A 24,553-nucleotide genomic window follows, 5' to 3' on the forward strand; every position below is an offset into this window, starting at 1 on the left:
GGTCGGCCCGCGACGGTCGGCCCGCGGGCCGACGGAGCTCGCTCGCCGGTCAGCCGGCGGCGAGCACGGCGTCGGCCATGGCCCGTTCACCCGCCGCGTTGGGGTGGAAGGGTGCCGCGGCATCGGTGATGAGCGGCTCCATCCAGCGGGTTCCGGCCGGCTTGCAGATGTCGTGGCCGATGGACTTGGTGTAGGTGTCCACGTAGACGGCTCCGTGCGCGGCGGCCTGGGTGGCGATCATGGTGTTGAGCCGCTTGTGGATGTCCCGCAGCCAGGGGGCGTCCCCCTTGGCGATGGTCGCGACCCAGGGGCAGTTGGTGCCGTTGTCGGGAAGGATCGCAGGGTAGCCGGTGACCAGGATCCTGGCCTGCGGGGCGCGTTGACGGATGCCGTCGATGGCGGCGGCGATCTTGGGAGCGGTGGCGTCGACGGTGGCGGCGAGCCGGTCGGTGCCCGTCCAGGTGTAACTGCTCTTGCAGGGCGAGCCGCCGAGGTTGAACGCCCCGAGCGTCACGCAGCGGACGATGATGCCGGCGAAGCCGACGTCGTTGCCGCCGATGGTGAGGGTGACCAGGTCCGTGTCGGCGCTCAGCGCGTCGAGCTGAGGTGGTGCGGACGCGTTCTGCGGGGAGGTCATGTGCACCGTGGTGGCCCCTCCGCAGGTGACGTCCTCGTGGGCGGTGGAGGAGAGCGCGTCGTTCACCAGGGCGGGGTAATTGCGGCCGGAACGCATGCAGTCGGCGTCGACCTGGTCCGGTACGCCGGCTCCCGACGCGAACGAATCGCCCAGGGCCACGTAGCGGTCGGGCGCGGTGCCGACGGCCGCGGCGGGACCGGCGCCGAGACCGGCGGCGGTGGCCAGGGCGGCGGTGGCGGCGGTGAGGGCGGCAGCGGTGCGGGTGCGACGGCGCGGTGGAACTGATCGCATGGCGGTGTGCCTCTCGTGACAGGGTGAGGGGGCGGGCGCCTTCTGGCCGCCGGGGAGGGCCAGTCGGCACACCGGACCGGCGGCAGGACGGTCCCGTACGCCTGCCGCCGGAAGTGCGAGGGCTCTGCGCGCAGTGTTACCGGTCGGTTGTACTCGCTCGTAATATGTGGCTGATGTGACGGGGCGTCAAGATGTCGGGCATCGAATCGTGTCCGTCCGGACGCGGGTCGGCCCGCGGGCCCGCGCCGGTGAACGAGCAGGAGAGTCCCCCTGTTATCGTGCGCCGATGTCATCGATCAAGAAGTTCCAAGTCACGTTCGACTGTGCGGAACCCGAGCGCCTCGCTCGTTTCTGGTGCGAGGTGTTGGGATACGTCGTATCGCCGGTGCCGGAGGGGTTCGACACCTGGGACGACTACCACCGCTCGCTGCCGCCCGGGCATCAGGTGCAGTGGTTCTCCTGCGTCGACCCCTCCGGTGTGGGCGCGCGGCTGCTCTTCCAGCGCGTCCCCGAGGGCAAGGTCGTCAAGAACCGGGTGCATCTCTGCGTGCGGGCCGGCACCGGGCTCGTCGGTGAGGAGCGCCTTGCCGCGCTCCAGGCCGAGTGCGCACGACTGGCCGCGCTCGGCGCGGTGCACGTGCGAACGATGCTCGCCGACGAAGAGAACGAGTCCTGCATCGTGATGCAGGACATCGAGGGCAACGAGTTCTGTCTCGACTGAGCGTCCTCGTCCGCGGGCCGACGCGGGTGGGAAGCCCTTGGGGATCGCTTCCCACCCGCCGGGTCCAGCCGACTTCTCGGCGTACAGGAGCGCATCACCGTGCTGCAATCACGGCAAGAAGTATGTAACTTATTGACTGCCCTTGCGCTAGACTTGCGCTCGTGACGCGACGACTTGCCTTGGTGGCGAAAAAAGTGGGGGTCAGCGAGGCCACGGTCAGCCGAGTCCTCAACGGCAAGCCGGGGGTCTCGGAGGCCACCCGCCGGTCCGTGCTCAGCGCGCTGGACGTCCTCGGCTACGAGCGGCCCACGCAGTTGCGGGGAGAGCGGGCCAGGCTGGTGGGCCTGGTCCTGCCGGAGCTGCAGAATCCCATCTTTCCGGCCTTCGCCGAGGTCATCGGCGGCTCCCTGGCGCAGCAGGGGCTCACGCCGGTGCTCTGTACGCAGACCAGGGGCGGCGTCTCGGAAGCCGACTACGTCGAACTGCTCCTGCAGCAGCAGGTGTCCGGAGTGATCTTCGCCGGAGGCCTCTTCGCGCAGGCCGACGCGCCGCATGAGCACTACCGGCGGCTGGCGGAGCGCAAGATCCCCGTCGTCCTGGTCAACGCGCCCATCGAGGAGCTCGACTTTCCTTGCGTCTCCTGCGACGACATCGCCGCGGTGGAGCAGGCCTGGCGGCACCTTTCCTCTCTGGGGCACGAGCGCGTCGGGCTGGTCCTCGGTCCCGAGGACCACATTCCCTCGCGCCGGAAGCTGACCGCGGCGCGGGCGGCCGCGGCCGCGGCGGGCACGGTGCTGCCGGAGGAGTTCGTGGAGCGCTCGATGTTCTCGCTCGAGGGCGGGCAGGCGGCCGCGGGACGACTGTGGGACCGCGGAGTCACCGGAGTCATCTGCGCGAGTGACCCGCTGGCCCTGGGTGCCATCAGGGCGGCTCGCCGGCGCAGACTCGCCGTTCCCGCCGACGTGTCCGTGCTCGGGTTCGACGATTCGGCCTTCATGAACTGCACCGAGCCGCCCCTGTCGACGGTGCGGCAACCGATCGAGGCGATGGGGCGGGCCGCCGTCGATCTCCTGTGCGCCCAGATCCAGGGGACGCAGGCGCACCCCGGTGAGCTGCTCTTCGAGCCGGAGCTCGTGGTACGGGGCTCGACCGCACCGCCGACCGGGGCCTGAGACACACCCGCCACGCGCGGCCGTTCCGAGACACCCGAAGGGCCAGACCGTCAGGTCTGGCCCTTCCTCCATGCCCTGGACACGGGTGACGGCCCCGCCCGCCCAACAGGCAGTTGCGTCGGTCCCGTTGACAAAGCGGTGACCTAACGGAAACCTGTCACCCGGTCATCGCAAAAGATTGACTGAACGACTCAAAAAAACTTGCTGACACCCACATGTACCTACCTGGGGCATGGAAGGTGTCGTGCGAGGACTCTGTCGACGTTCACCCGGTGCGTCCGCCCCCCACGCCCGCCCTGCCTCCCTCGGAGCTTCGGCGCCGCCGGCAGGGCGAGGTCGCGGTCGGCTGCCCGGTGAGGAATCAAGAGGACTTCATGCGATCGAGAAACCACGGGCGGCGAGTGATCGTCGGCTCGGTGATGGCAGGGCTGATGGGTGTGGGGCTGCTCCCCGCCCCCGCCCATGCCGCGGAGGGCCCCAATCTGGCCCTGGGCAAGCCCGCGAGCGCGGGCGGCACGAACGGCGGGTACGTCGCCGGCCATGTGACGGACGGCAGCCAGGCGTCCTACTGGGAGGGCCCGAACGGGGCGTTTCCCCAGTGGGTGCAGGTCGACCTGGGCGCGAGCACCGAAGTCGACCGGGTCGCGCTGAAGCTGCCCGCTTCCTGGGGCTCCCGTGTCCAGTCGCTGAGCGTGCTGGGCAGCGCGGACGGATCCTCGTTCGCCGCGCTGGCCGGGGCGGGTGCGCGTACCTTCGACCCCGCGAACGCCAACACCGTCAGCATCCCCGTCACCGCGACCACGGCCCGCTTCATTCGCGTACAGGTGGCGTCGAACACCGGTTGGAACGCGGCCCAGCTCTCCGAGCTGGAGGTCTTCGGCGAGGACGGCGGTGGCGGCCCGGTCGATCCGCCGCCGAACGGCACGAACCTGGCGCGGAACAAGCCGATCGAGGCCTCCTCGTTCACCCAGTCGTACGTGGCGGCCAACGCCAACGACGGGAACACCGCCACCTACTGGGAGTCGGCCGGGTTCCCCGCGACCCTGACGGCGAAGCTCGGTGCCAACGCCGACATCGAGGCGGTCCGGATCAAGCTCAGTCCCGACCAGGCATGGGGGCCGCGGACCCAGGCCGTCGAGGTGCTCGGACGCGAGCAGTCGGCCACCGGGTTCACGTCTCTCAAGGCCCGCGCCGACTACCAGTTCAGCCCGTCGTCCGGCGGGAACACCATCACCATCCCGGTGACCGGCCGGTACGCCGACGTGCAGCTGAAGTTCTTCACCAACAGTGGTGCCCCCGGTGCCCAGGCCGCCGAGTTCGAGGTGGTGGGCGCCGCCGCCCCGAACCCGGACCTCACCGTCACCGACCTCGTGTGGACCCCCTCCTCCCCCTCGGAGACGGACCCGGTCGAGGTCGGCGCGACCGTCCGCAACGCCGGTACCGCCGCCTCGCCGGCCACCTCCGTCAACGTGAGCCTGGAAGGCGCCGTGGCGGGCAGCGCGCAGGTCGGCGCGCTCGCCGCCGGTGCCTCCACCACCGTCAGGATCCCGGTCGGCAGGAAGGCGATGGGCAGTTACACCGTGTCCGCCGTCGTCGACCCGGCGAACACCGTCGTGGAGCAGGACGACACCAACAACAGCCGGACCGGCTCCGCCAAGCTGGTCGTCGGCCAGGCGCCAGGACCGGACCTCACGGTCACCGCGATCACACCCAACCCGTCCGCTCCGGCGGTCGGCGCGCAGGTCTCCTTCACCGCCACGGTCCAGAACCGGGGCACGACCGGTGTCGCCGCCGGGACCGTCACGCGTCTGGCGGCGGGCACCACCACCCTGAACGGGACCACGCCCGCGGTCGCCGCCGGGCAGACGGTCACCGTGCCGATCTCCGGCACCTGGACCGCCGCGAGCGGGGGAGTCACCCTCTCCGCGACGGCCGACGCCACCGCGACCGTGGCCGAGACGAACGAGAACAACAACGTCTTCAGCCGCTCGCTCGTCGTGGGCCGGGGCGCCGCCGTGCCGTACACGGAGTACGAGGCGGAGGACGCCCGCTACCAGGGCACCCTGCTCACCGCCGACGCCAAGCGGACCTTCGGCCACACCAACTTCGCCACCGAGTCCTCCGGCCGCAAGTCGGTCCGGCTGAACTCCACCGGCGAGTACGTGGAGTTCACCTCCACCAACGCCGCCAACTCCGTCGTCGTGCGCAACTCGATCCCGGACGCCGCCGCCGGCGGCGGACGGGAAGCCACGCTGAGCCTGTACGCGGACGGCCAGTTCGTACGGAAGCTGACGCTCTCCTCCAAGCACAGCTGGCTCTACGGCACCACCGACGACCCGGAAGGCCTCAGCAACACCCCGGGAACCGACGCCCGCCGTCTGTTCGACGAGTCCCACGCCCTGCTGGCCCGGTCCTACCCGGCCGGCACCACGTTCCGGCTCCAGCGGGACGCGGGTGACACCGCCTCCTTCTACGTCATCGACCTGATCGACCTGGAGCAGGTCGCGCCCCCGGCGGCCCAGCCGGCCGGCTGCGTGTCGATCACCACCTACGGCGCGGTGCCCAACGACGGCCTCGACGACACCGACGCGATCCAGCGGGCCGTGACCGCCGACCAGAAGGGCGAGATCTCCTGCGTGTGGATCCCGGCGGGCCAGTGGCGCCAGGAGCAGAAGATCCTGACCGACGACCCGCTGAACCGCGGGATCTACAACACGGTCGGCATCCGTGACGTGACGATCCGGGGCGCCGGCATGTGGCACTCGCAGCTGTACACCCTCACGCCGCCGCACCAGGCGGGCGGCATCAACCACCCGCACGAGGGCAACTTCGGCTTCGACATCGACCACAACACCCAGATCTCCGACATCGCCATCTTCGGCTCGGGCACGATCCGCGGCAACAACGCCAACGAAGAGGGCGGCGTCGGCCTCAACGGCCGCTTCGGCAAGGGCACCAGGATCAGCAACGTCTGGATCGAGCACGCCAACGTCGGTGTCTGGGCCGGCCGCGACTACACCAACATCCCCGAGCTGTGGGGACCCGGTGACGGCGTCGAGTTCAGCGGCATGCGGGTCCGCAACACCTACGCCGACGGCATCAACTTCGCCAACGGCACCCGCAACTCCACCGTCTACAACTCGTCCTTCCGCAACAACGGTGACGACGCCCTGGCCGTCTGGGCCAGCAAGTACGTCAAGGACACCTCGGTGGACGTCGGCTCGAACAACCACTTCCGGAACAACACCGTCCAGCTCCCGTGGCGAGCCAACGGCATCGCGGTCTACGGAGGCTTCGGCAACACCATCGAGAACAACATCATCGCCGACACCATGAACTACCCCGGGATCATGCTGGCGACCGACCACGACCCGCTGCCCTTCTCCGGGCAGACCCTCATCGCCAACAACGCCCTGTACCGCACGGGCGGGGCGTTCTGGAACGAGGACCAGGAGTTCGGCGCCATCACCCTGTTCGCCCAGGGCCAGCCCATCCCGGGCGTCACCATCAGGGACACGGACATCGTCGACTCGACCTACGACGGCATCCAGTTCAAGACCGGCGGCGGCGAGATTCCGGACGTCAGGATCACGAACGTCCGGATCGACAAGTCGAACAACGGCTCCGGCATCCTCGCGATGGGCGGCGCCCGCGGCAGCGCCACCCTGACGAACGTGACGATCACCAACTCGGCCGAGGGCGACATCCTCGTCGAGCCCGGATCGCAGTTCGTCATCCGCAACCCGTAATACGGGCACCGGCATCCAAGGCGCCATGACAGCGGCGCCATGACAGCGGCGCCATGACAGCGGCGCCATGACAGCGGGGTCCGGCCACGGCGGTGGCCGGACCCCGCCCATACCCGAACGTCCCGGCCACCCCGCCACCTCCGGTGAGCGGGGAATTCGGCATGCCATCAGCCGCCCGCGCGCCTGCCGCAATTCAACTGCTGCACCACGTAGACGAGTTGGCAATTCTCTGCAACTCTCTCACCGCTCGCCGTAAACAATCGATGAAGGCGAGCCGAAGAGGAATCCGACGAGCCGCGCCACGCAGCCCACGGGCGCGAGGCCGAGATCGAGGACACATGAGAACGCACAACTGGAGATCACGGAGCATGAGCGCCGTGATCGCGACGAGCCTGCTGGCGCTCGGTGGTCCACTCATGACCGCCCAGGCCGCCGGAGGCCCCAACATCGCCGTGGGGGATCCCGCGGCGGCCAGCAGTGCCCTGCCCGAGTACGGCGCCGCGAACGTCACCGACGGCAACCAGGGCACGTACTGGCAGAGCTCCGGACCGAACCTGCCGCAGTGGGTCCAGACCGATCTCGGTACCAGCACCCGCGTCGACGAGGTCGTCCTGAAGCTCCCGGCGGGCTGGGAGAGCCGCAACCAGACACTCTCCGTCCAGGGCAGCGCCGACGGCACAAGCTTCACCACCCTCAAGAGCTCGGCCACCTACACCTTCGCTCCGGGCGCCGGCAACACCGTCACGGTGGGCTTCCCGGCCGCCCAGGCACGCTTCGTACGCGTCGACATCACGGCCAACACCGGCTGGCAGGCCGCCCAGCTCTCCGAACTGGAGGTGCACGGCGCCGACGGGACCTCGGCGAACCTCGCCGCGGGCAGGCCCCTCACCGCGAGCAGCCACACCGAGGTGTACGCGGCGGGCAACGCCAACGACGGCAACAAGGCCACGTACTGGGAGAGCCGGAACAACGAGCTGCCCCAGTGGCTCCGGGCCGACCTCGGCTCCTCCGTCCGCGCCGACCGGGTCGTCCTGCGCCTGCCCGACGGCTGGGGCGCGCGCAGCCAGACCCTGAAGGTCCAGAGCAGCGACAACGGCACGGACTTCACCGACCTCACCGCTTCGAGGGCGTACGAGTTCTCCCCGTCCGCCCAGAACACGGTGACGATCCCGTTCGGCGCGGCCACCGTCCGGTACATCCGGGTCCTGGTCACGGCGAACAGTGTCCAGCCGGCCGCCCAGCTCTCCGAGCTGGAGGTCTACGGCCCGGGCACCGGCGACACGCAGGCGCCGAGCGCCCCCGCGAACCTGGCGTTCACCGAGCCGGCGACCGGCCAGGTGAAGTTGACGTGGGGGGCCTCCACCGACAACACCGGTGTCACCGGTTACGACGTCTACGCGAACAACACGCTGCTGACGAGCGTGGCGGGCAACGTGACCACGTACACGGACAACCGTCCGGCCAACCAGACGGTCACGTACCACGTGCGGGCCAAGGACGCGGCCGGGAACCAGTCCGCCAACAGCAACACCGTCACCCGGCGGGCCGACACCGGCGACACCCAGGCGCCGACGGCCCCGGCGAACCTGGCGCTCACCGAGCCGGCCTCCGGCCAGGTGAAGCTGACCTGGACCGCCTCCACCGACAACACCGGCGTCACCGGCTACGACGTCTACGCGAACAACACGCTCCGCGGCAGCGTCGCGGGCGACGTCACCACCTACACCGACACCCAGCCGGCCTCCGCCACCGTCGCGTACCACGTGCGGGCCAAGGACGCGGCCGGGAACCAGTCCGCCAACAGCAACACCGTCACCCGTAACGGCGGCGGCTCCACGGGCTCCAACCTGGCCGTCGGCAAGGCGATCAGCGCCTCCTCCACGGTCCACGGCTTCGTCGCGGCGAACGCCAACGACAACAGCACCAGCACCTACTGGGAGGGCGCGGGCGGCAGCTACCCCCAGACCCTCACTGTCAGGCTCGGCTCCAACGCCGACCTCGACCGGCTCGTCCTCAAGCTCGACCCGGCCACCGTCTGGGCCGCCCGGAACCAGACCGTCGAGGTCCTCGGCCGCGAGCAGAGCGCCTCGGGCTTCACCAGCCTCGTCGCCGCGAAGAGCTACACCTTCGACCCGGCCGGCGGCAACACGGTGACCGTCCCCGTCACCGCGCGCGTCGCCGACGTACAGCTGAGGTTCACCGCCAACTCCGGCTCCTCGGCCGGCCAGCTCGCCGAGTTCCAGGTCGTCGGCGTGCCCGCGCCCAACCCGGACCTGGAGGTGACCGGCCTGACCACGACGCCGGCCGCCCCGGTCGAGTCGGACACGATCACGGTTAGCGCCACCGTCCGCAACAGCGGCCCGGCCGCCGCACCGGCCAGCGCCGTCGCGCTGCGCCTGGGCGGCACCAAGGTCGCCACCGCCCAGGTCGGCGCCCTCGCGGCCGGTGCGCAGACCACGGTCAGCGCCTCCATCGGCGCCCGGGACGCGGGCTCGTACCAGCTCAGCGCGGTCGCGGACGAGGCGAACGCGGTCATCGAGCAGAACGAGACCAACAACACCCACACCAGCCCCACCGCCCTGGTGGTCAAGCCGGTCACCAGCGCCGACGTGGTCACCACCTCGGTCACGACCAGCCCGTCCAGCCCGTCCGCCGGGGACACCGTCTCCTTCAAGGCGACCGTGAAGAACCAGGGCAACCAGCCCACCTCCGCGGGCAGCCACGGTGTCACCCTGAACCTGCTCGACAAGCAGGGCGCCACGGTCAAGACCCTGACCGGCTCCTACAGCGGCAGCCTCGCCGCCGGTGCCTCGACGGTGGTGACCCTCGGCCCGTGGACCGCCGCCAACGGCTCGTACACGGTGCGGACGGTCCTCGCCGACGACGCCGAAGAGCTGCCGGTCAAGCGCGCGAACAACACCGCCTCCCAGGCGCTGTTCGTCGGACGCGGCGCGAACATGCCGTACGACATGTACGAGGCGGAGGACGGCACCGCCGGCGGCGGCGCGACCGTCGCCGGGCCCAACCGCACGGTCGGCGACATCGCGGGCGAGGCCTCCGGCCGCAAGGCCGTCAACCTCGACGCGACCGGCGAGTACGTCGAGTTCACCACCCGGGCCGCCACCAACACCCTGGTCACCCGCTTCTCGATCCCGGACGCCCCGGGCGGCGGAGGCATCGACTCCACGATCAACGTCTACGTCGACGGCGTCTTCGAGAAGGCCCTGCCGCTGACGTCGAAGTACGCCTGGCTGTACGGCGCCGAGACCATGCCGGAGAACGCCCCGTCGGCCGGCGGCCCGCGCCACATCTACGACGAGGCCCACCTGCTCCTCGGCGAGACCGTCCCGGCGGGCAGCAGGATCCGTCTCCAGAAGGACGCCGCCAACACCGCCGCGAACTACGCGATCGACTTCGTCGACCTGGAGCAGGTCGCCCCGGTCGCCAACCCCGACCCGGCCGCCTACGCCGTGCCGGCCGGCTTCGGTCAGCAGGACGTCCAGAACGCGCTCGACCGGGTACGCATGGACTCCACGGGCAAGCTCGTGGGCGTCTACCTGCCGCCCGGCGACTATCAGACGTCGAGCAAGTTCCAGGTGTACGGCAAGCCCGTGCGGGTCGTAGGGGCCGGGCCCTGGTACACGAGGTTCCACGCGCCGGCCTCGCAGAACAACACCGACGTCGGCTTCCGTGCCGAGGCGGCGGCCAAGGGCTCGTCGTTCCGGAACTTCGCCTACTTCGGCAACTACACCTCGCGCATCGACGGTCCAGGCAAGGTCTTCGACTTCGCCAACGTGACCGACATGGAGATCGACGGCATCTGGACCGAGCACATGGTGTGCCTCTACTGGGGCGCCAACACCGACCGGATCACCATCAAGAACTCGCGCATCCGGAACCTGTTCGCCGACGGCGTCAACATGACCAACGGCTCCACGGACAACCACGTCGTCAACAACGACGCCCGGGCGACCGGTGACGACAGCTTCGCGCTGTTCTCCGCGATCGACGCGGGCGGCGCCGACATGAAGAACAACGTCTACGAGAACCTGACCAGCACGCTGACCTGGCGGGCGGCGGGGGTGGCCGTCTACGGCGGCTACAGCAACACCTTCCGCAACATCCACATCGCGGACACCCTGGTGTACTCCGGCGTCACCATCTCCTCGCTGGACTTCGGTTACGCGATGAACGGCTTCGGAACGGAGCCGACGACCCTGGAGAACATCTCGATCGTCCGGTCAGGCGGTCACTTCTGGGGCAACCAGACCTTCCCCGGCATGTGGCTCTTCTCCGCCTCCAAGGTGTTCCAGGGCATCAGGGTGAACCACGTCGACATCGTCGAACCCACCTACAGCGGCGTCATGTTCCAGACGAACTACGTCGGCGGACAGCCGCAGTTCCCGATCAAGGACACCGTCCTCACCGACATCTCCATCACCGGAGCCCGCAAGAGCGGCGACGCCTGGGACGCCAAGTCCGGCTTCGGCCTCTGGGCGAACGAGATGCCCGAGACGGGCCAGGGTCCGGCCGTCGGTGAGGTCACCTTCAACGGGCTGCGGATGAACGGCAACGCCGTCGACATCCGCAACACCACCTCCACCTTCAGGATCACCGTCAACCCCTAGGTCACAGCCCTGGGTAAAAGCCCTCCGGTCGTCCGGAGAACAGCCCTCCGGTCGTCCGGAGAACAGCCCTCCGGTCGTCCGGAGACAGTCCCGCCGACGCGGCCTCGACCGAGCCCGAGCCCGCGTCGGCGGCCTCCTGCCGGTCGTCGCTCACGTGCGACCGGATCACGAGTGGGTTACGCAACCCTGTCGCACAATTACGAAATCAGCGCGAGATATTGCGTTCACTTGTTGGTGGTGATTGAGTGTGCCGCGCCCCACAACGCACCGGCGATGGGGCGACCTCCACGTTCACGCCGCTCCACGTTCATGCCCGAAGGGGACCACCCATGAGAAGCGCCCGGTTCCGCCGCAGCCGCCGTGCCGCAGCAGTCGCCCTCGTCTCCGCCCTCTCGCTGACCGCGCTCGCCGCCTGTGGCACGAGCAGCAGCGGCGACGACAGCAGCAGCGACGGATCCCAGCAGAACGGTTCGTCCGACCCGACGACGCCGCTCGACCCGAAGACCAAGGTGACGCTCACGATCGACTGCATGCCGCCCACGGCGAAGGCGGCCGAACTCAAGGAGTGGAAGGAGGACGTCGCCGAGTTCAACAAGACGTACCCGAACGTCACCATCGAGGGACGCTCCACCCCCGGCCAGTGTCTGGAGCCGCCGCGCTTCACCGCGATGCTCAAGGCCAAGTCCCAGCCGGACGTGTTCTACACCTACTTCACCGACCTGCCGCAGGTCCTGGACAACGACGGCGCCGCCGACATCACCGACTACGTCCACCCGAAGTCGGTCCCGCTGCTCAAGGACATCGACCCGAACGTCCTCAACTCCCTCAAGCAGCGCGGCAAGCTCTACGGCCTGCCCACCAGCAACTACACCATGGGCCTGCTGATCAACCGCAAGCTCTTCAAGGACGCCGGCCTGAACCCGGACGCCCCGCCGCGCACCTGGGAAGAGGTCCGCGCCGCCGCCAAGAAGATCGCAGGCCTCGGCAGGGGCGTCTCCGGCTTCGGCGAGTACAGCGCCGGCAACACCGGCGGCTGGCACTTCACCGCGCAGATATACAGCCTCGGCGGAGACGTCGTGGACGCGTCCGGCACGAAGGCCGCGTTCAACAACGAGCTCGGCAAGCAGGTCGCGAAGAACCTCCACGCCATGCGCTGGGAGGACGACAGCATGGGCAAGACCCAGCTGCTGAAGTGGGGCGACCTCCAGAAGCAGATCGCCACCGACAAGCTCGGCATGTTCCTCGCCGCCCCCGACGACATCGCGTACATGGTCCAGCAGCTGGGCGCGAAGTACGAGAACTTCGGCATGGGCCCGATCCCCGGTGGCAAGAACACGCTGGCCGGCGGCAACAACTACATGATCAAAAAGGGTATCTCGCCCGACAAGATCAAGGCCGCGATCGCCTGGCTCAACTTCAAGAACCTCACCATCGGCAAGGGCCAGTTCGACTGGGCCCGCACCAAGGCCGACGGCCTGCCGGTGGGCATCCCGCAGCCCAACTTCTGGCTCAACGGCTCCAAGGCCAAGGACGACGCCGCCCGCGTGGAGCACGCCACCATGCCGGTCGTCAACTTCAAGACCTTCATGGACAACCCCGTCGCGGGCAAGGCCGAGCCGCCGAAGGCGCAGGAGGTCTACAAGATCCTCGACAACGTCATGTCGGGCATCCTCACCAACGAGGACGCGGACGTCGACAAGCTCCTCGCCACCGCCGAGGCGCAGGTCAACCAGGTCCTCGCCAACCAGTGAGCGGATCCGGGCGGGGCGGGCCGGTGCCCGTCCCGCCCGCGGGCCGGTTCCCCGTCGACCGGCCCGCCCGTACCGCCCGGCACCGTCGGGCCCCGAAACCGGCAGACAGTACCAAGGAGCGACGATGTCGGCCCCCAGCCTGACCCCGAGCAAGGCGGACAACCCCCGCCCCTCCCCGCCACGAGAAGCGGGCCCAGCACCGGCCGGCGGCCGGTTCGCCAGAAGCCTGCGGCGCAACCTGACCGCCCACGGCTTCCTCATCGGCGCGGTGCTGTGCTTCGGCGTCTTCTCCTGGTACCCGATGGTCCGGGAGTTCTTCCTCGCCTTCCAGAAGACCGAGGACGGCCGCACCACCTGGGTCGGTCTCGACAACCTGGTCACGGTCGTCAACGATCCGGCCTTCTGGCAGGCCTGGGGCAACACCGCCCTGTTCACCGTGCTCGCGCTGGTCCTCGGTTTCGCGGTGCCCTTCCTCGTCGCGATCGTCATCAACGAGCTGCAGCACGGCCAGGGATACCTGCGGCTGCTCGTCTACCTGCCGGTGATGCTCCCGCCGGTCGCCTCGGTCCTCCTCTTCAAGTACCTGTACGACCCCGGCTACGGCCTCCTCAACGAACTGTTCACCTCGATCGGCCTGCCCGAGCAGCAGTGGCTGCAGGACCCGGACATCTCGATGCTCGCCGTCGTCATCGCCTCCACCTGGATGAACATGGGCGGCGCGACGCTGATCTACCTCGCCTCGCTCCAGTCCATCCCCGGCGAGCTGTACGAGGCCGCCGAACTCGACGGCGCGGGGCTGCTGCGCAAGATCTGGCACGTCACCGTCCCGCAGACCCGTCTCATCCTGTCGCTGATGGCGCTCATGCAGGTCATCGCCACGATGCAGGTCTTCGTGGAGCCGTTCCTGCTCACCGGCGGCGCGGGACCCGAGGGGTCGACCACGACCGTCGTCTACCTGATCTACCAGTACGCCTTCAACTTCAACAACTACGGTGCCGCGGCGGCGCTCGGCCTGCTCCTGCTCGTACTCCTGGCCGGCTTCTCGGCGGTGTACGTCAAGCTCAGCCGCGCCGAGGACGAGTAGGACCGGAGACCCGTCATGTCCACACGCACACTCATCTCGCCGGCGGTCCTCGCCAGGCCCCGCGGCAAGGCCCTGTACTGGACCGTCTTCGCCGTCGTCGTCGTCCTGTTCACCCTGGTCTTCCTCGGCCCCCTGTACTGGCTCGTGTCCAGCGGCTTCAAGGACGCCCAGGAAGTCATCGCGACACCGCCGACCCTGGTGCCCGAATCGTTCGAGCCGGAGAACTACACACGGGCCTGGGAGGTCATGGACCTCGCCACTCTCCTCTTCAACACCCTCTACTACGCCTTCGGGGCGCTCGCCTTCCAGCTGGTCCTCGACGTGGCGGCCGCGTACTCCCTCTCGAAGCTGCGGCCCGTGTTCGGCAAGGCGATCCTCGGCATGATGCTGGCCACGCTGATGATCCCGGCGACCGTGCTCGTCGTGCCGCAGTACCTGACGGTGCTCGACGTGCCGATCGTCGAGCGCAACCTCCTCAACACCCCGTGGGCGATCTGGCTGCCGGCCGTCACCAACGCCTTCAACATCTTCCTGCTCAAGCGGTTCTTCGACTCCATCCCGAAGGAGCTGCTCGACGCCGCCTCGATGGACGGGGCCTCGCCCATGCGGGTCCTGTGGTCGATCGTGCTGCCGATCTCCCGGCCGATCCTCGGGGTGGTGTCGATCTTCGCGGTCGTGGGGGTGTGGAAGGACTTCCTCTGGCCGATGCTCACCCTGCCCGACCCGTCGAAGCAGACGCTCAACGTCGGCATCTACTCGCTGTCCAACGGAGTCCCGGTCAACGTGCTGATCGCCGCACTCACGATCGCCTCCGTCCCCACGCTGCTGATCTTCATGATCTTCCAGCGGAACATCATGAGCGGCCTGACCGCCGGTGGCCTCAAGGGCTGACCGAGCCCCGCGACCCCGACCGATCACGAGCCCGTACCCCATAAGCCTTCGCCGCCGGCCCCCGTGCCGCCCCGCTGTCAGGGCCGGCGGCGAAGAACCGCCCTGCCCGAAAGGAACGTCCCGTGGCAGCCCCCTCATCCGCCCGCACCGACGACTGGTGGCGCGACGCCGTCATCTACCAGGTGTATCCGCGCAGTTTCGCCGACGGCGACGGCGACGGCACCGGGGACCTCGCGGGAGTCCGGGCGAGACTGCCCTACCTCGCCGAACTCGGCGTCGACGCCGTCTGGTTCACGCCCTGGTACCTCTCGCCCCTGGTGGACGGCGGCTACGACGTCGCCGACTACCGCACCATCGACCCCGCCTTCGGCACCCTGGAGGACGCCGAGAAGCTGATCGCCGAGGCCGCCGCACTCGGCATCAGGGCCATCGTCGACATCGTCCCCAACCACGTCTCCGACCAGCACGCGTGGTTCCGGGCCGCCCTCGCCGCCGGCCCCGGAAGCCCCGAGCGCGAACGCTTCCACTTCCGCCCCGGTCGCGGGGAGAACGGCGAACTCCCTCCCAACGACTGGCCCTCGCAGTTCTCCGGCACCACCTGGACCCGCGTCCCCGACGGCGAGTGGTACCTCCACCTCTTCACCCCCGAACAGCCCGACCTCAACTGGGCCCACCCCGACGTCCGCCGCGAACACGAGGACGTGCTCCGCTTCTGGTTCCGACGCGGCGTCGCCGGCGTCCGCATCGACTCCGCCGCCCTCCTCACCAAGGATCCGGAGCTGCGCGACTTCACCGAGGGCGTCGACCCGCACCCGTACATCGACCTCGACGAGATCCACGACATCTACCGCTCCTGGCGGGCCGTCGCGGACGAGTACGGCGGCGTCTTCGTGGGGGAGGTCTGGCTGCCCGACGCCGAACGCTTCGCCCGCTACCTCCGCCCCGACGAACTGCACACCGCCTTCAACTTCAACTTCCTCGCCTGCCCCTGGGATCCGGAGCGGCTCCGCCGGGCCATCGACGACACCCTCGCCGAGCACGCCCCCGTCGGCGCCCCCGCCACCTGGGTCCTCTGCAACCACGACGTCACCCGGACGGTCACCCGGTACGGCCGTGAGGACACCGGCTTCGACTTCGCGAGGAAGCGCTTCGGCACCCCCACCGACCTGGCACTGGGGACCCGGCGCGCCCGCGCCGCCGCCCTGCTCACCCTCGCCCTGCCCGGCTCCGTCTACCTCTACCAGGGCGAGGAACTGGGCCTGCCCGAGGCCGACGTCCCGCGCGACCGGATCCAGGACCCCATGCACTTCCGCTCCGGCGGCACCGATCCCGGCCGTGACGGCTGCCGCGTACCCCTTCCGTGGCAGGCCGACGCCCCCTCGTACGGCTTCGGCGCCGGTACGGAACCGTGGCTGCCGCAGCCCGCCGACTGGGCCCGCTACGCCGTCGACCGGCAGGCCGCCGACCCCGACTCGATGCTCGCCCTCTACCGCAGGGCGCTGGAACTGCGCCGCGGCGAAGCCGGGTTCGGAGACGGCCCCATGAGCTGGCTGCCGTCGCCCGAGAGGGTGCTGGCGTTCACCCGCGCGGAGGGCCTGCTGTGCGTCGTCAACCTCTCCGGTGACCCCGTGCCCCTCCCGCCGCACACCGATGTCCTGCTGGCCAGCGACGAGCTGCCGGCGGACGGCACCCTCCCCTCGGACACCGCCGTCTGGCTGCGCGCCTGAGCACGCCGCCCACGGCGGAAGGCCCGGTGCGCGGACCCCTCGCGAGGGGCCCCGCACCGGGCCTTCCGCTCCCACGGTCCGGGCCTGGCGCCCGGGCGATGTCCGCATCACCTCCGACAGAAGTGAGCCCGAAATGCATGCGAGCCGATCCGGACGCGGTGCTCGTGGCGGTCGAAGAGCCGTCCTGGCCGCCGCCCTCGTCCTGAGCACGGGCATGGTCCTCGAGGGTGTGGCCACGGCGGGGACGCCGGGCCGGGAGACCGCCGCCGGCACCACCGGTCCCGTGGTCACCAGGGCGGCCCTCGCCCCCGAGCTCGTCGCCGGCCGCGGCGCCACCGTCGCCTTCGACGAGCAGGAGGCGGAGAACGCCGTCACCGACGGCACGGTCATCGGACCGGACCGGACGCCCTACACGCTTCCCTCCGAGGCGTCAGGACGCTCCGCCGTACGGCTGACCGCCGGGCAGTACGTCGAGTTCGTCCTCCCGCGCGACGCCAACGCCCTCACCGTCCGCTACAGCATCCCGGACGCGCCCGAGGGCGGCGGCATCACCGCTCCGCTCGACGTCTCCGTCGACGGACGCCACCGCAGGACGATGACGCTGACCTCCCAGTACTCCTGGCTCTACAACCAGTACCCCTTCACCGACGACCCGCGCGCCGACCTCCTCCACCCCGACTGGTGGATCACCGAGTGCGCCTGTGTCCCCGCGGCCACCACCCCGGCGCCGGAGATCACCAAGCCGTTCCGGCCCACCCACTTCTTCGGCGAGCAGCGGCTCCGCCTCGGCCGTACCCATCGGGCCGGGGACCGGGTCCGGCTCACCGTCCCCGCGAGCAGCCCCGCCGCCTGGACGGTGATCGACCTCCTCGACACCGAGCTGGTCGCCCCTCCGCACGTGGAGCGCGGCGGCGTGAACGTCCTGGCCTTCGGCGCCGACCCCACCGGCCGGCGCGACGCGGCCCCCGCCATCGAGCGGGCCATCGCCGTCGCCCAGCGCGTCGACCGGCCCGTGTACCTGCCTCCGGGCACGTTCCAGGTCAACCGGCACATCGTCGTCGACGACGTCACCCTCGTCGGCGCGGGCAACTGGCACACCGTCCTCAAGGGCCGCCAGGTCACCCTGGCCGAGCCCGCCCCCGACGGCTCCCGGCACACCGGCGTCGGCCTGTACGGCAGGAGCGCCGCCGAGGGCGGCAGCCGGAACGTGCACCTGCGCGGCTTCGCCATCGAGGGCGACGTCCGCGAGCGGATCGACAGCGACCAGGTCAATGCCATCGGCGGCGCCATGAGCGACTCCACCGTCGACGGCCTCCACCTGCACCACACCAAGGTCGGTCTGTGGTTCGACGGCCCGATGTCGAACGTGAAGGTCACGAACAACGTCATCACCGACCAGATCGCCGACGCCCTCAACTTCCACACCGGCGTCACCGACTCCCTGGTCCACGACAACTTCGTCCGCAACACCGGCGACGACGGCCTGGCCATGTGGTCGGACACGACCACCGACGCCCGCAACACCTTCTCCCGCAACACCGTCCAGTCCCCGACCCTCGCCAACGGCATCGCGGTCTACGGCGGCGAGGACAACACCGTCAGCGGCAACCTCGTCGCCGACCCGGTACGGGAGGGCAGCGCCCTGCACGCCGGCTCCCGCTTCGGAGCCGAGCCCTTCACCGGCACCCTCCGCTTCACCGACAACACCACGGTCCGGGCCGGCACCCTCGACCTCAACTGGAGGATCGGCCTGGGCGCGATCTGGTTCTACGCCCTGGACAAGAGCATCGACGCCGACGTGCGCGTCACCGGCGACCACTACCTGGACTCCACCCACAACGCGATCATGCTGGTCAGCGACTACGGGGTGAAGGACAGGGTCGACATCCCCGCCGTCCACTTCAAGGACGTCCGCGTCGACGGCACCGGCAACTCCGTCGTCAGCGCCCGGGTGAAGGGCTCCGCCACCTTCGAGAACGTGGACGCCCGCAACGTCGGGGCCGTCGGCGTCAACAACTGCGGCTCCTTCCACTTCCCCGCCACGGGATCGGAGTTCGCCCTGACCGACCTCGGCGGCAACGACGGCGGCTGGCTCGCGCCCTGGCTGCTGCCGAACACCCTCACCTGCGACGACCGCCCGGCCGTCGTCGCGCCACCGGCACCGTCCCCCTGGTGAGCCGAGCACGGCAGACGTGAGGGGTGCGGGTACGGGCGGCGCGACCGGTCAACAGACCGACGCGCCGCCCGCACCCCGTCTCCCGCTACGTCACGGAGCTACGTCACGGAAGGGTCCACTTCTGGTTGGGACCGGTGTGGCAGGTCCACAGGTGGACCGGGACGCCGTCGTTCCAGGTGCCTCCCGAGGCGTCCAGGCACTTGCCGGACTGCGGGTTCCGGAGCGTTCCGTCGGCCTGCGGCGCCCACTTCTGCGCGCCCGAGCCGTTGCACGTCCACAGCTGGACCTTCGTGCCGTCCGCGCTGCCCCCGCTGGACACGTCGAGGCACTTGCCGAGCACCTTCAACGTGCCGTCACCGGGTACCGACCACCGCTGGGCGGCGGTGCCGTTGCAGGTCCAGATCTGGATCTTCGTACCGTCGGCGGTCTGCGCGTTGTCGACGTCGAGGCACTTGCCGTTGACGCCCTTCACCTCACCCGTGCCGGACGTTCCGCCGGGCAGCTGGTTGAGGGTGTACCAGGCCTCGGTGCTCCACAGCGTCTCGCCGCCGGCCGAGCTGAAGGGACGGGGAGAGCGGACGTGGACCACCCGGTCGGCCTTGAGACCCGGGATGGCCAGGGTGACCGTCTTGCGGTCGGTGGAGAGTGTGGCCGACTGCGCGGTGAGCGTCTCCTCGTCGACCTTCGGGCCGCCGTAGTCCGCGGTCGGCACGTAGCGCCACTGCTTGACCTTGTAGTGCTTGGCCAGGTCGGTGGCCGTCTCCGTCGACAGCGGCTGGGTGTACTCCAGGGCGAAGCCGCCCGGCACGGCGCGCATGGACCGGATGTCGAAGGCGTTGGATCCGTTCGGGGTCAGCTTCTGGAGGCCATGGCTGAGCTTGCCCTCCTGGCCCCAGTTGCCGCCCGCGCCGAGGCCACCCGCGTACAGGGCGCCGTCGGGTCCGACGCTGATGCGGGTCACGCCGGCCTCAAGGCCCTGGGTGAGGCGGAACACCGCGCCCTGGTACTCGCCGCCGACCTTCTCGAGGAAGGCGCGCTGGATGCCGCCGTACGTCACGTCTCCGAACAGCATCTGCCCGGCGAACGGCCCCTCGGTCAACTGGAGGGGCGTACTGGGCGAGTTGGCGATCTCGTTCTGGGGCAGCCAGAGAACCGGCTTGGTCACGGGCTGGTTGTCGAAGGGGCCGTCCGGGTTGGTGTGGTGGTTGAAGAACCGGCCCTGCTTGATGTGCACCAGTTTGGACGAGGGCAGCCAGCCGCCCTGGTTGTCGGTGACGAAGATGTCGCCCTCGGGGCCCCAGCCGATGCCGTTCGGGGTGCGCAGTCCGCCGGCGACGTACGATACCTCGCCGGTCTGCTTGTCGATCTTGATGGTGGTGCCGCGGTTCGCGGCCGGCTGGGGGTCGGTGGTCGCACCGCCGTAGTTGATGGAGACCGACAGGTTCAGGTAGAAGAACCCGTCCTTGTGGAGCAGGCCGAAGGCGAACTCGTGGAAGTTGCCGCCGAAGGGCCAGGTCGCCACTCTCCGGTACTGGTCGGTGACCTCGTCCCCGTTGGTGTCGTTCAGTTCGGTCAGCTCGTGTTTCTGGGAGACGTAAAGCTTGCCGTCGACGTACTTGATGCCCATCGGTTCCTTGAGGCCCGAGGCGATCTTCTTCGTCGTCACCTTGCCCGGGCCGGTGCTCCCGGTGACGTGGGAGAGCAGGTGGACCTCACCCGTGGTGTTGTTGCTGCCGCCCCAGGTGGTCACGGCCAGCCTGCCGTCCGGCAGCCAGTCCATCGCGGAGACCTGCGGCTGGAAGCCCGCGGGGCGGAGGTCGGTGAGGGTGTAGTTGGGGTGCACGCCGGTCAGCGGCAGGCCGTCGCCGGGCGAGTCCGTGCCGGCCTCGCACTCCTTGCGGCCGGGGGCGGTCACCCGGACGACGCCGGCGTCCGTGCTCAGCGCGGAGTTCGGGACGACGGCGAAGCCGGAGGCGCCGGGTGGCTTCCAGGCCAGCGTCAGCTGCTGCCCGCCGTCACGCTCGAAGTGCTCGATCCTCAGGGAGTGGTGACCGGCCGTCAGGTCGATCGTCGCGTCCTTGGGGTCGGCTCCGTGGAGGCCGCCGTGGTCGATCACCAGCTGGTCGTCGATCCAGAGGCGGGAGCCGTCGTCGCTGGTGAGGCGGAAGGTGTAGCCGCCCGTCTGCGGGGCGTCGAGATTGCCGATGACATGGGTGACGAAGTTGGTCTCCAGGCCGAAGTCTCCGGACGAGGACCAGTTGATCACCGGCATCAGCTTGTCGATGTTGGGGGTCTGGCCCGCCTTCAGCGTGCAGAGGTCGTTCAGGGGGACCTGTACGTCGAAGACGCGGAGCGTGACTCCGGGCTCCTGCGGCGGCAGCGCGGCGGACACGGGGGTGTCCGCGGGGGCCGGGGTCGCCGAGAGGCCCATGAGCAGTAACGAGGCGAAGAGTGTTCCGACCAGGCGTCTCGCCGGACGGTGGGCGTACAGCCGTGGATACACGTGACCTCCTGACGGGCCCTCGGGTGTGGAGGGCTCGATCGGGCAAGGGGGGAATCCACCGCTGCCGGGGCGCGCCGTCGTCCCGGACACGGAGGTGTCGCCGGCGGGGACTCGAGCGGTCCCGCGCCGTCGCGTCGGTCACAGTAGGGACTTCTTCCGCGGCCGTCCATGCTTTGTCCACGGTGCGCGGAAAGTTCCGGACGGATCGGAGCTCCCTCGCCCGTCCGAGCGGCCACGGCTGTACCGATGACCTCAACGGGCTTTTCCTTAAGGTGTGTTGGTAAGTGCCGGATGCACTTTGTCTCATCTGTGGAGAAAGTAGCGGCAACTCGTGCGTGCAGGGTTACGCGCTCCGACGAAGCCCGCTAGCTTCCTTGAAATGAACCGGTCATGAACCCCGTGTCCGGCCCTCTGCGACGCGACGGCGCGCGTCGACAGCTGTTCGGCGGTCCGGCGAGGCCGCCGCCCACCCCCACCCCCTACGGGAGACCTCTGTGCGCACGAGAACGCTCAGACACGGACGCGTCCGCGTCCTCCTGACCGCCGCGGCATGCGCCGTCGGCTGTCTCCTGCCGGCGTCACCGGCCACCGCCGCGCCGACACACCAGGACGGCGGCCGGGCCGCCGCCGCCCCGCAGGCCTCCCAGGCGGCCGCCGCCCCGGAGTTCCAGCAGGTCACGCTCGCCAAGGGGGTCGCCGAGACGGGCGAACCCATGACGCTCGCGGTGCTCCCCGACCGTTCCGTCCTGCACACCTCGCGCGACGGCACCCTCAGACGGACCGACGCCGCGGGAACCACCACGGTGGCCGGCAGGGTCGACGTCTACAGCCACGACGAGGAAGGCCTCCAGGGCGTCGCGGTGGACCCGGGCTTCTCGTCCAACCGGCACGTCTACCTGTACTACGCGCCCAGGCTCACCACCCCGGGCGGTGACGCCCCGGGGGACGGCACCGCCGCCGACTTCACCCCGTTCGACGGGGTCAACCGGCTGTCCCGGTTCGTCCTGAGGACCGACGGCACCCTGGATCTCGCCAGTGAGAAGAAGATTCTCGACGTGCCCGCCTCCCGGGGCATCTGCTGCCACGTCGGGGGCGACATCGACTTCGACGCCGCCGGCAACCTGTACCTGTCCACCGGCGACGACACCAACCCCTTCGCCTCGGACGGCTTCACCCCGATCGACGAGCGGACGTCCCGCAACCCCGCCTACGACGCCCAGCGTTCGGCGGGCAACACCAACGACCTGCGCGGCAAGGTCCTGCGGATCAAGGTGAACGCCGACGGCTCGTACGCGATCCCCGCCGGCAACCTCTTCGCACCGGGCACGGCCAGGACCCGTCCCGAGATCTACGCGATGGGCTTCCGCAACCCCTTCCGGATGAGTGTCGACAAGGCCACCGGCATCGTCTACCTCGGCGACTACGGCCCCGACTCGGGCACCTCGAACCCCGCCAGGGGCCCCGAGGGCCAGGTCGAGTTCAACCGGATCACCAAGGCCGGCAACTTCGGCTGGCCGTACTGCACCGGCAACAACGCCGCCTACACCGACTACGACTTCGCCACCGGCACCTCGGGCGCCAAGTTCAGCTGCTCGGCACCGAAGAACGACTCGCCGCGCAACACCGGACTCACCGACCTGCCCCCCGCCCAGGCCGCCTGGATCCCGTACAACGGCGACTCCGTCCCCGAGTTCGGCGGCGGCTCCGAATCCCCCATGGGCGGACCCGTCTACCGCTACGACACCTCCTCCACCTCCGAGGTGAAGTTCCCCCAGGAGTACGACGGGGACTTCTTCGCCGGCGAGTTCGGCCGCCGCTGGATCAAGCGCGTCGAGACCGCGGGCGACGGCACCGTGCAGTCGATCAACCCGTTCCCCTGGAGCGGCACCCAGGTGATGGACATGGCCTTCGGCCCGGACGGCGCCCTGTACGTCCTCGACTACGGCACGGGGTACTTCAACGGTGACGCGAACTCCGCCCTGTACCGCATCGAGCACGTCACCGGCGGTCACGCCCCGGTCGCCCAGGCCAAGGCGAACGTCACCTCCGGCACGGCGCCCCTGACCGTCTCGTTCTCCTCTGCGGGCAGCTCCGACGCCGACGGCGACGCCCTCAGCCATGCCTGGACCTTCGGCGACGGCGGCACCTCCACGGCAGCGAACCCCTCCCACACGTACACCGCCAACGGCCGGTACACGGCCACGCTCAGGACCACCGACACCACCGGCAAGTCCGCGACCGCCTCGGTGCTGATCACGGTCGGGAACACCGCCCCCACGGTCAGGATCGATCTCCCCGCCGACGGCAGCATCTACGACTTCGGCGCGGCCATCCCGTTCAAGGTGACGGTGACCGACCCCGAGGACGGCACGATCGACTGCTCCAAGGTGAAGGTCACCTTCATCGTCGGGCACGACAGCCACGGACACCCGCAGACCTCCGCCACCGGCTGCACCGGCACCCTGCAGACCCTCGCGGACGGGGAGCACGACCCCAACGCCAACATCTTCGGCGTCGTCGACGCCGAGTACACCGACAAGGGCGCGAACGGCCAGCCCGCGCTGACCACCCACGACCAGCACGTCGTCCAGCCCAGTCACCGCCAGGCCGAACACTACGGCGCCTCCGCGGGCGTCCAGGTCGTCAGCCACGCCCCCGCGCACGGCGGAAAGACCGTCGGCCACATCGAGAACGGCGACTGGATCGCCTTCACGCCGTACGCCCTCCAGAACACCCGCACCTTCACCGCGCGGGTCTCCTCCGCCGGAGCGGGCGGCACGATCGAGGTCCGCGCGGGCTCCCCGACCGGGACCCTGCTCGGCACGGCGACCGTGCCGGTCACCGGCGGCTGGGAGACCTTCCAGGACGTGACCGCCGCTCTGACCGGCCAGCCGGCCGGTTCCACCTCCCTCCACCTCGTCTTCAAGGGCGGCAGCGGTTCGCTGTTCGACGTGGACGACTTCTCCTTCACGACCTCCGCCGGCGGCCCTCGTGAGGGTGAGGTGAAGGGCGTCAACGGCAAGTGCCTGGACGTCGACAACGCGCAGACCGCCGACGGTACGAAGATCCAGGTCTGGACGTGCAACGGTTCGGCCGCCCAGCGGTGGTCGGTGCCCGGTGACGGCAGCCTGAAGGCTCTGGGGAAGTGTCTGGACGTCTCGGGCGGTGGCAGCGCGGACGGCACGAGGGTCCAGCTGTGGACGTGCAACGGCTCGGGCGCGCA

Annotated in this window: 12 protein-coding genes; 10 read left to right on the forward strand and 2 right to left on the reverse strand. The window is 69.8% G+C overall.

The features are described 5' to 3' along the window. Positions 1-49: 49 nt before the first annotated feature. On the reverse strand, positions 50-928 hold the full coding sequence (locus tag ACFWUY_RS09825; RefSeq protein ID WP_384104558.1) for an SGNH/GDSL hydrolase family protein: 879 nt from the start codon (positions 926-928) through the stop codon (positions 50-52). A gap of 286 nt (positions 929-1,214) precedes the next feature. Here ACFWUY_RS09825 and ACFWUY_RS09830 point away from each other — a divergent pair, with 286 nt between their 5' ends. The 9 genes from ACFWUY_RS09830 (at position 1,215) to ACFWUY_RS09870 (ending at position 18,827) form a co-directional block, all read left to right on the forward strand. Beyond that, positions 1,215-1,649 carry a VOC family protein gene (locus ACFWUY_RS09830; RefSeq protein WP_384104561.1) on the forward strand — a complete coding sequence of 145 codons (435 nt, stop codon included), beginning with the start codon at positions 1,215-1,217 and terminating at the stop codon, positions 1,647-1,649. A 161-nt stretch (positions 1,650-1,810) separates the two neighbouring features. Further along, positions 1,811-2,821 carry a LacI family DNA-binding transcriptional regulator gene (locus ACFWUY_RS09835; RefSeq protein ID WP_384104565.1) on the forward strand — a complete coding sequence of 337 codons (1,011 nt, stop codon included), beginning with the start codon at positions 1,811-1,813 and terminating at the stop codon, positions 2,819-2,821. A 374-nt stretch (positions 2,822-3,195) separates the two neighbouring features. Then, complete coding sequence (locus ACFWUY_RS09840; RefSeq protein ID WP_384104569.1) at positions 3,196-6,570, forward strand: CARDB domain-containing protein; 3,375 nt, start codon at positions 3,196-3,198, stop codon at positions 6,568-6,570. A 338-nt stretch (positions 6,571-6,908) separates the two neighbouring features. Further along, positions 6,909-11,198 (forward strand): discoidin domain-containing protein, encoded by a 4,290-nt coding sequence (locus ACFWUY_RS09845; RefSeq protein WP_384104572.1) that lies wholly within the window; start codon positions 6,909-6,911, stop codon positions 11,196-11,198. 329 nt (positions 11,199-11,527) lie between these two features. Next, positions 11,528-12,949 (forward strand): extracellular solute-binding protein, encoded by a 1,422-nt coding sequence (locus tag ACFWUY_RS09850; RefSeq protein ID WP_384104575.1) that lies wholly within the window; start codon positions 11,528-11,530, stop codon positions 12,947-12,949. A 124-nt stretch (positions 12,950-13,073) separates the two neighbouring features. Further along, positions 13,074-14,033 carry a carbohydrate ABC transporter permease gene (locus ACFWUY_RS09855; protein ID WP_384104578.1) on the forward strand — a complete coding sequence of 320 codons (960 nt, stop codon included), beginning with the start codon at positions 13,074-13,076 and terminating at the stop codon, positions 14,031-14,033. A gap of 15 nt (positions 14,034-14,048) precedes the next feature. Further along, positions 14,049-14,924: a carbohydrate ABC transporter permease gene (locus ACFWUY_RS09860; protein WP_384104581.1), complete on the forward strand. Its 876-nt coding sequence runs from the start codon at positions 14,049-14,051 to the stop codon at positions 14,922-14,924. A 122-nt stretch (positions 14,925-15,046) separates the two neighbouring features. Continuing rightward, positions 15,047-16,651 carry a glycoside hydrolase family 13 protein gene (locus tag ACFWUY_RS09865; protein WP_384104585.1) on the forward strand — a complete coding sequence of 535 codons (1,605 nt, stop codon included), beginning with the start codon at positions 15,047-15,049 and terminating at the stop codon, positions 16,649-16,651. A 214-nt stretch (positions 16,652-16,865) separates the two neighbouring features. After that, on the forward strand, positions 16,866-18,827 hold the full coding sequence (locus ACFWUY_RS09870; RefSeq protein ID WP_384105025.1) for a glycosyl hydrolase family 28-related protein: 1,962 nt from the start codon (positions 16,866-16,868) through the stop codon (positions 18,825-18,827). Between the two features lie 103 nt (positions 18,828-18,930). Here the strand turns inward: ACFWUY_RS09870 and ACFWUY_RS09875 are convergent, their stop codons facing one another. Further along, on the reverse strand, positions 18,931-21,258 hold the full coding sequence (locus ACFWUY_RS09875; RefSeq protein WP_384105027.1) for a lectin: 2,328 nt from the start codon (positions 21,256-21,258) through the stop codon (positions 18,931-18,933). A gap of 566 nt (positions 21,259-21,824) precedes the next feature. On the opposite strand from ACFWUY_RS09875, the gene ACFWUY_RS09880 reads away from it, so the two are divergent. After that, a partial coding sequence (locus ACFWUY_RS09880) for a PQQ-dependent sugar dehydrogenase (RefSeq protein WP_384104588.1) occupies positions 21,825-24,553 on the forward strand: 2,729 nt, incomplete at its 3' end.

Source organism: Streptomyces sp. NPDC058664, assembly GCF_042716635.1.
Lineage (GTDB): Bacteria > Actinomycetota > Actinomycetes > Streptomycetales > Streptomycetaceae > Streptomyces.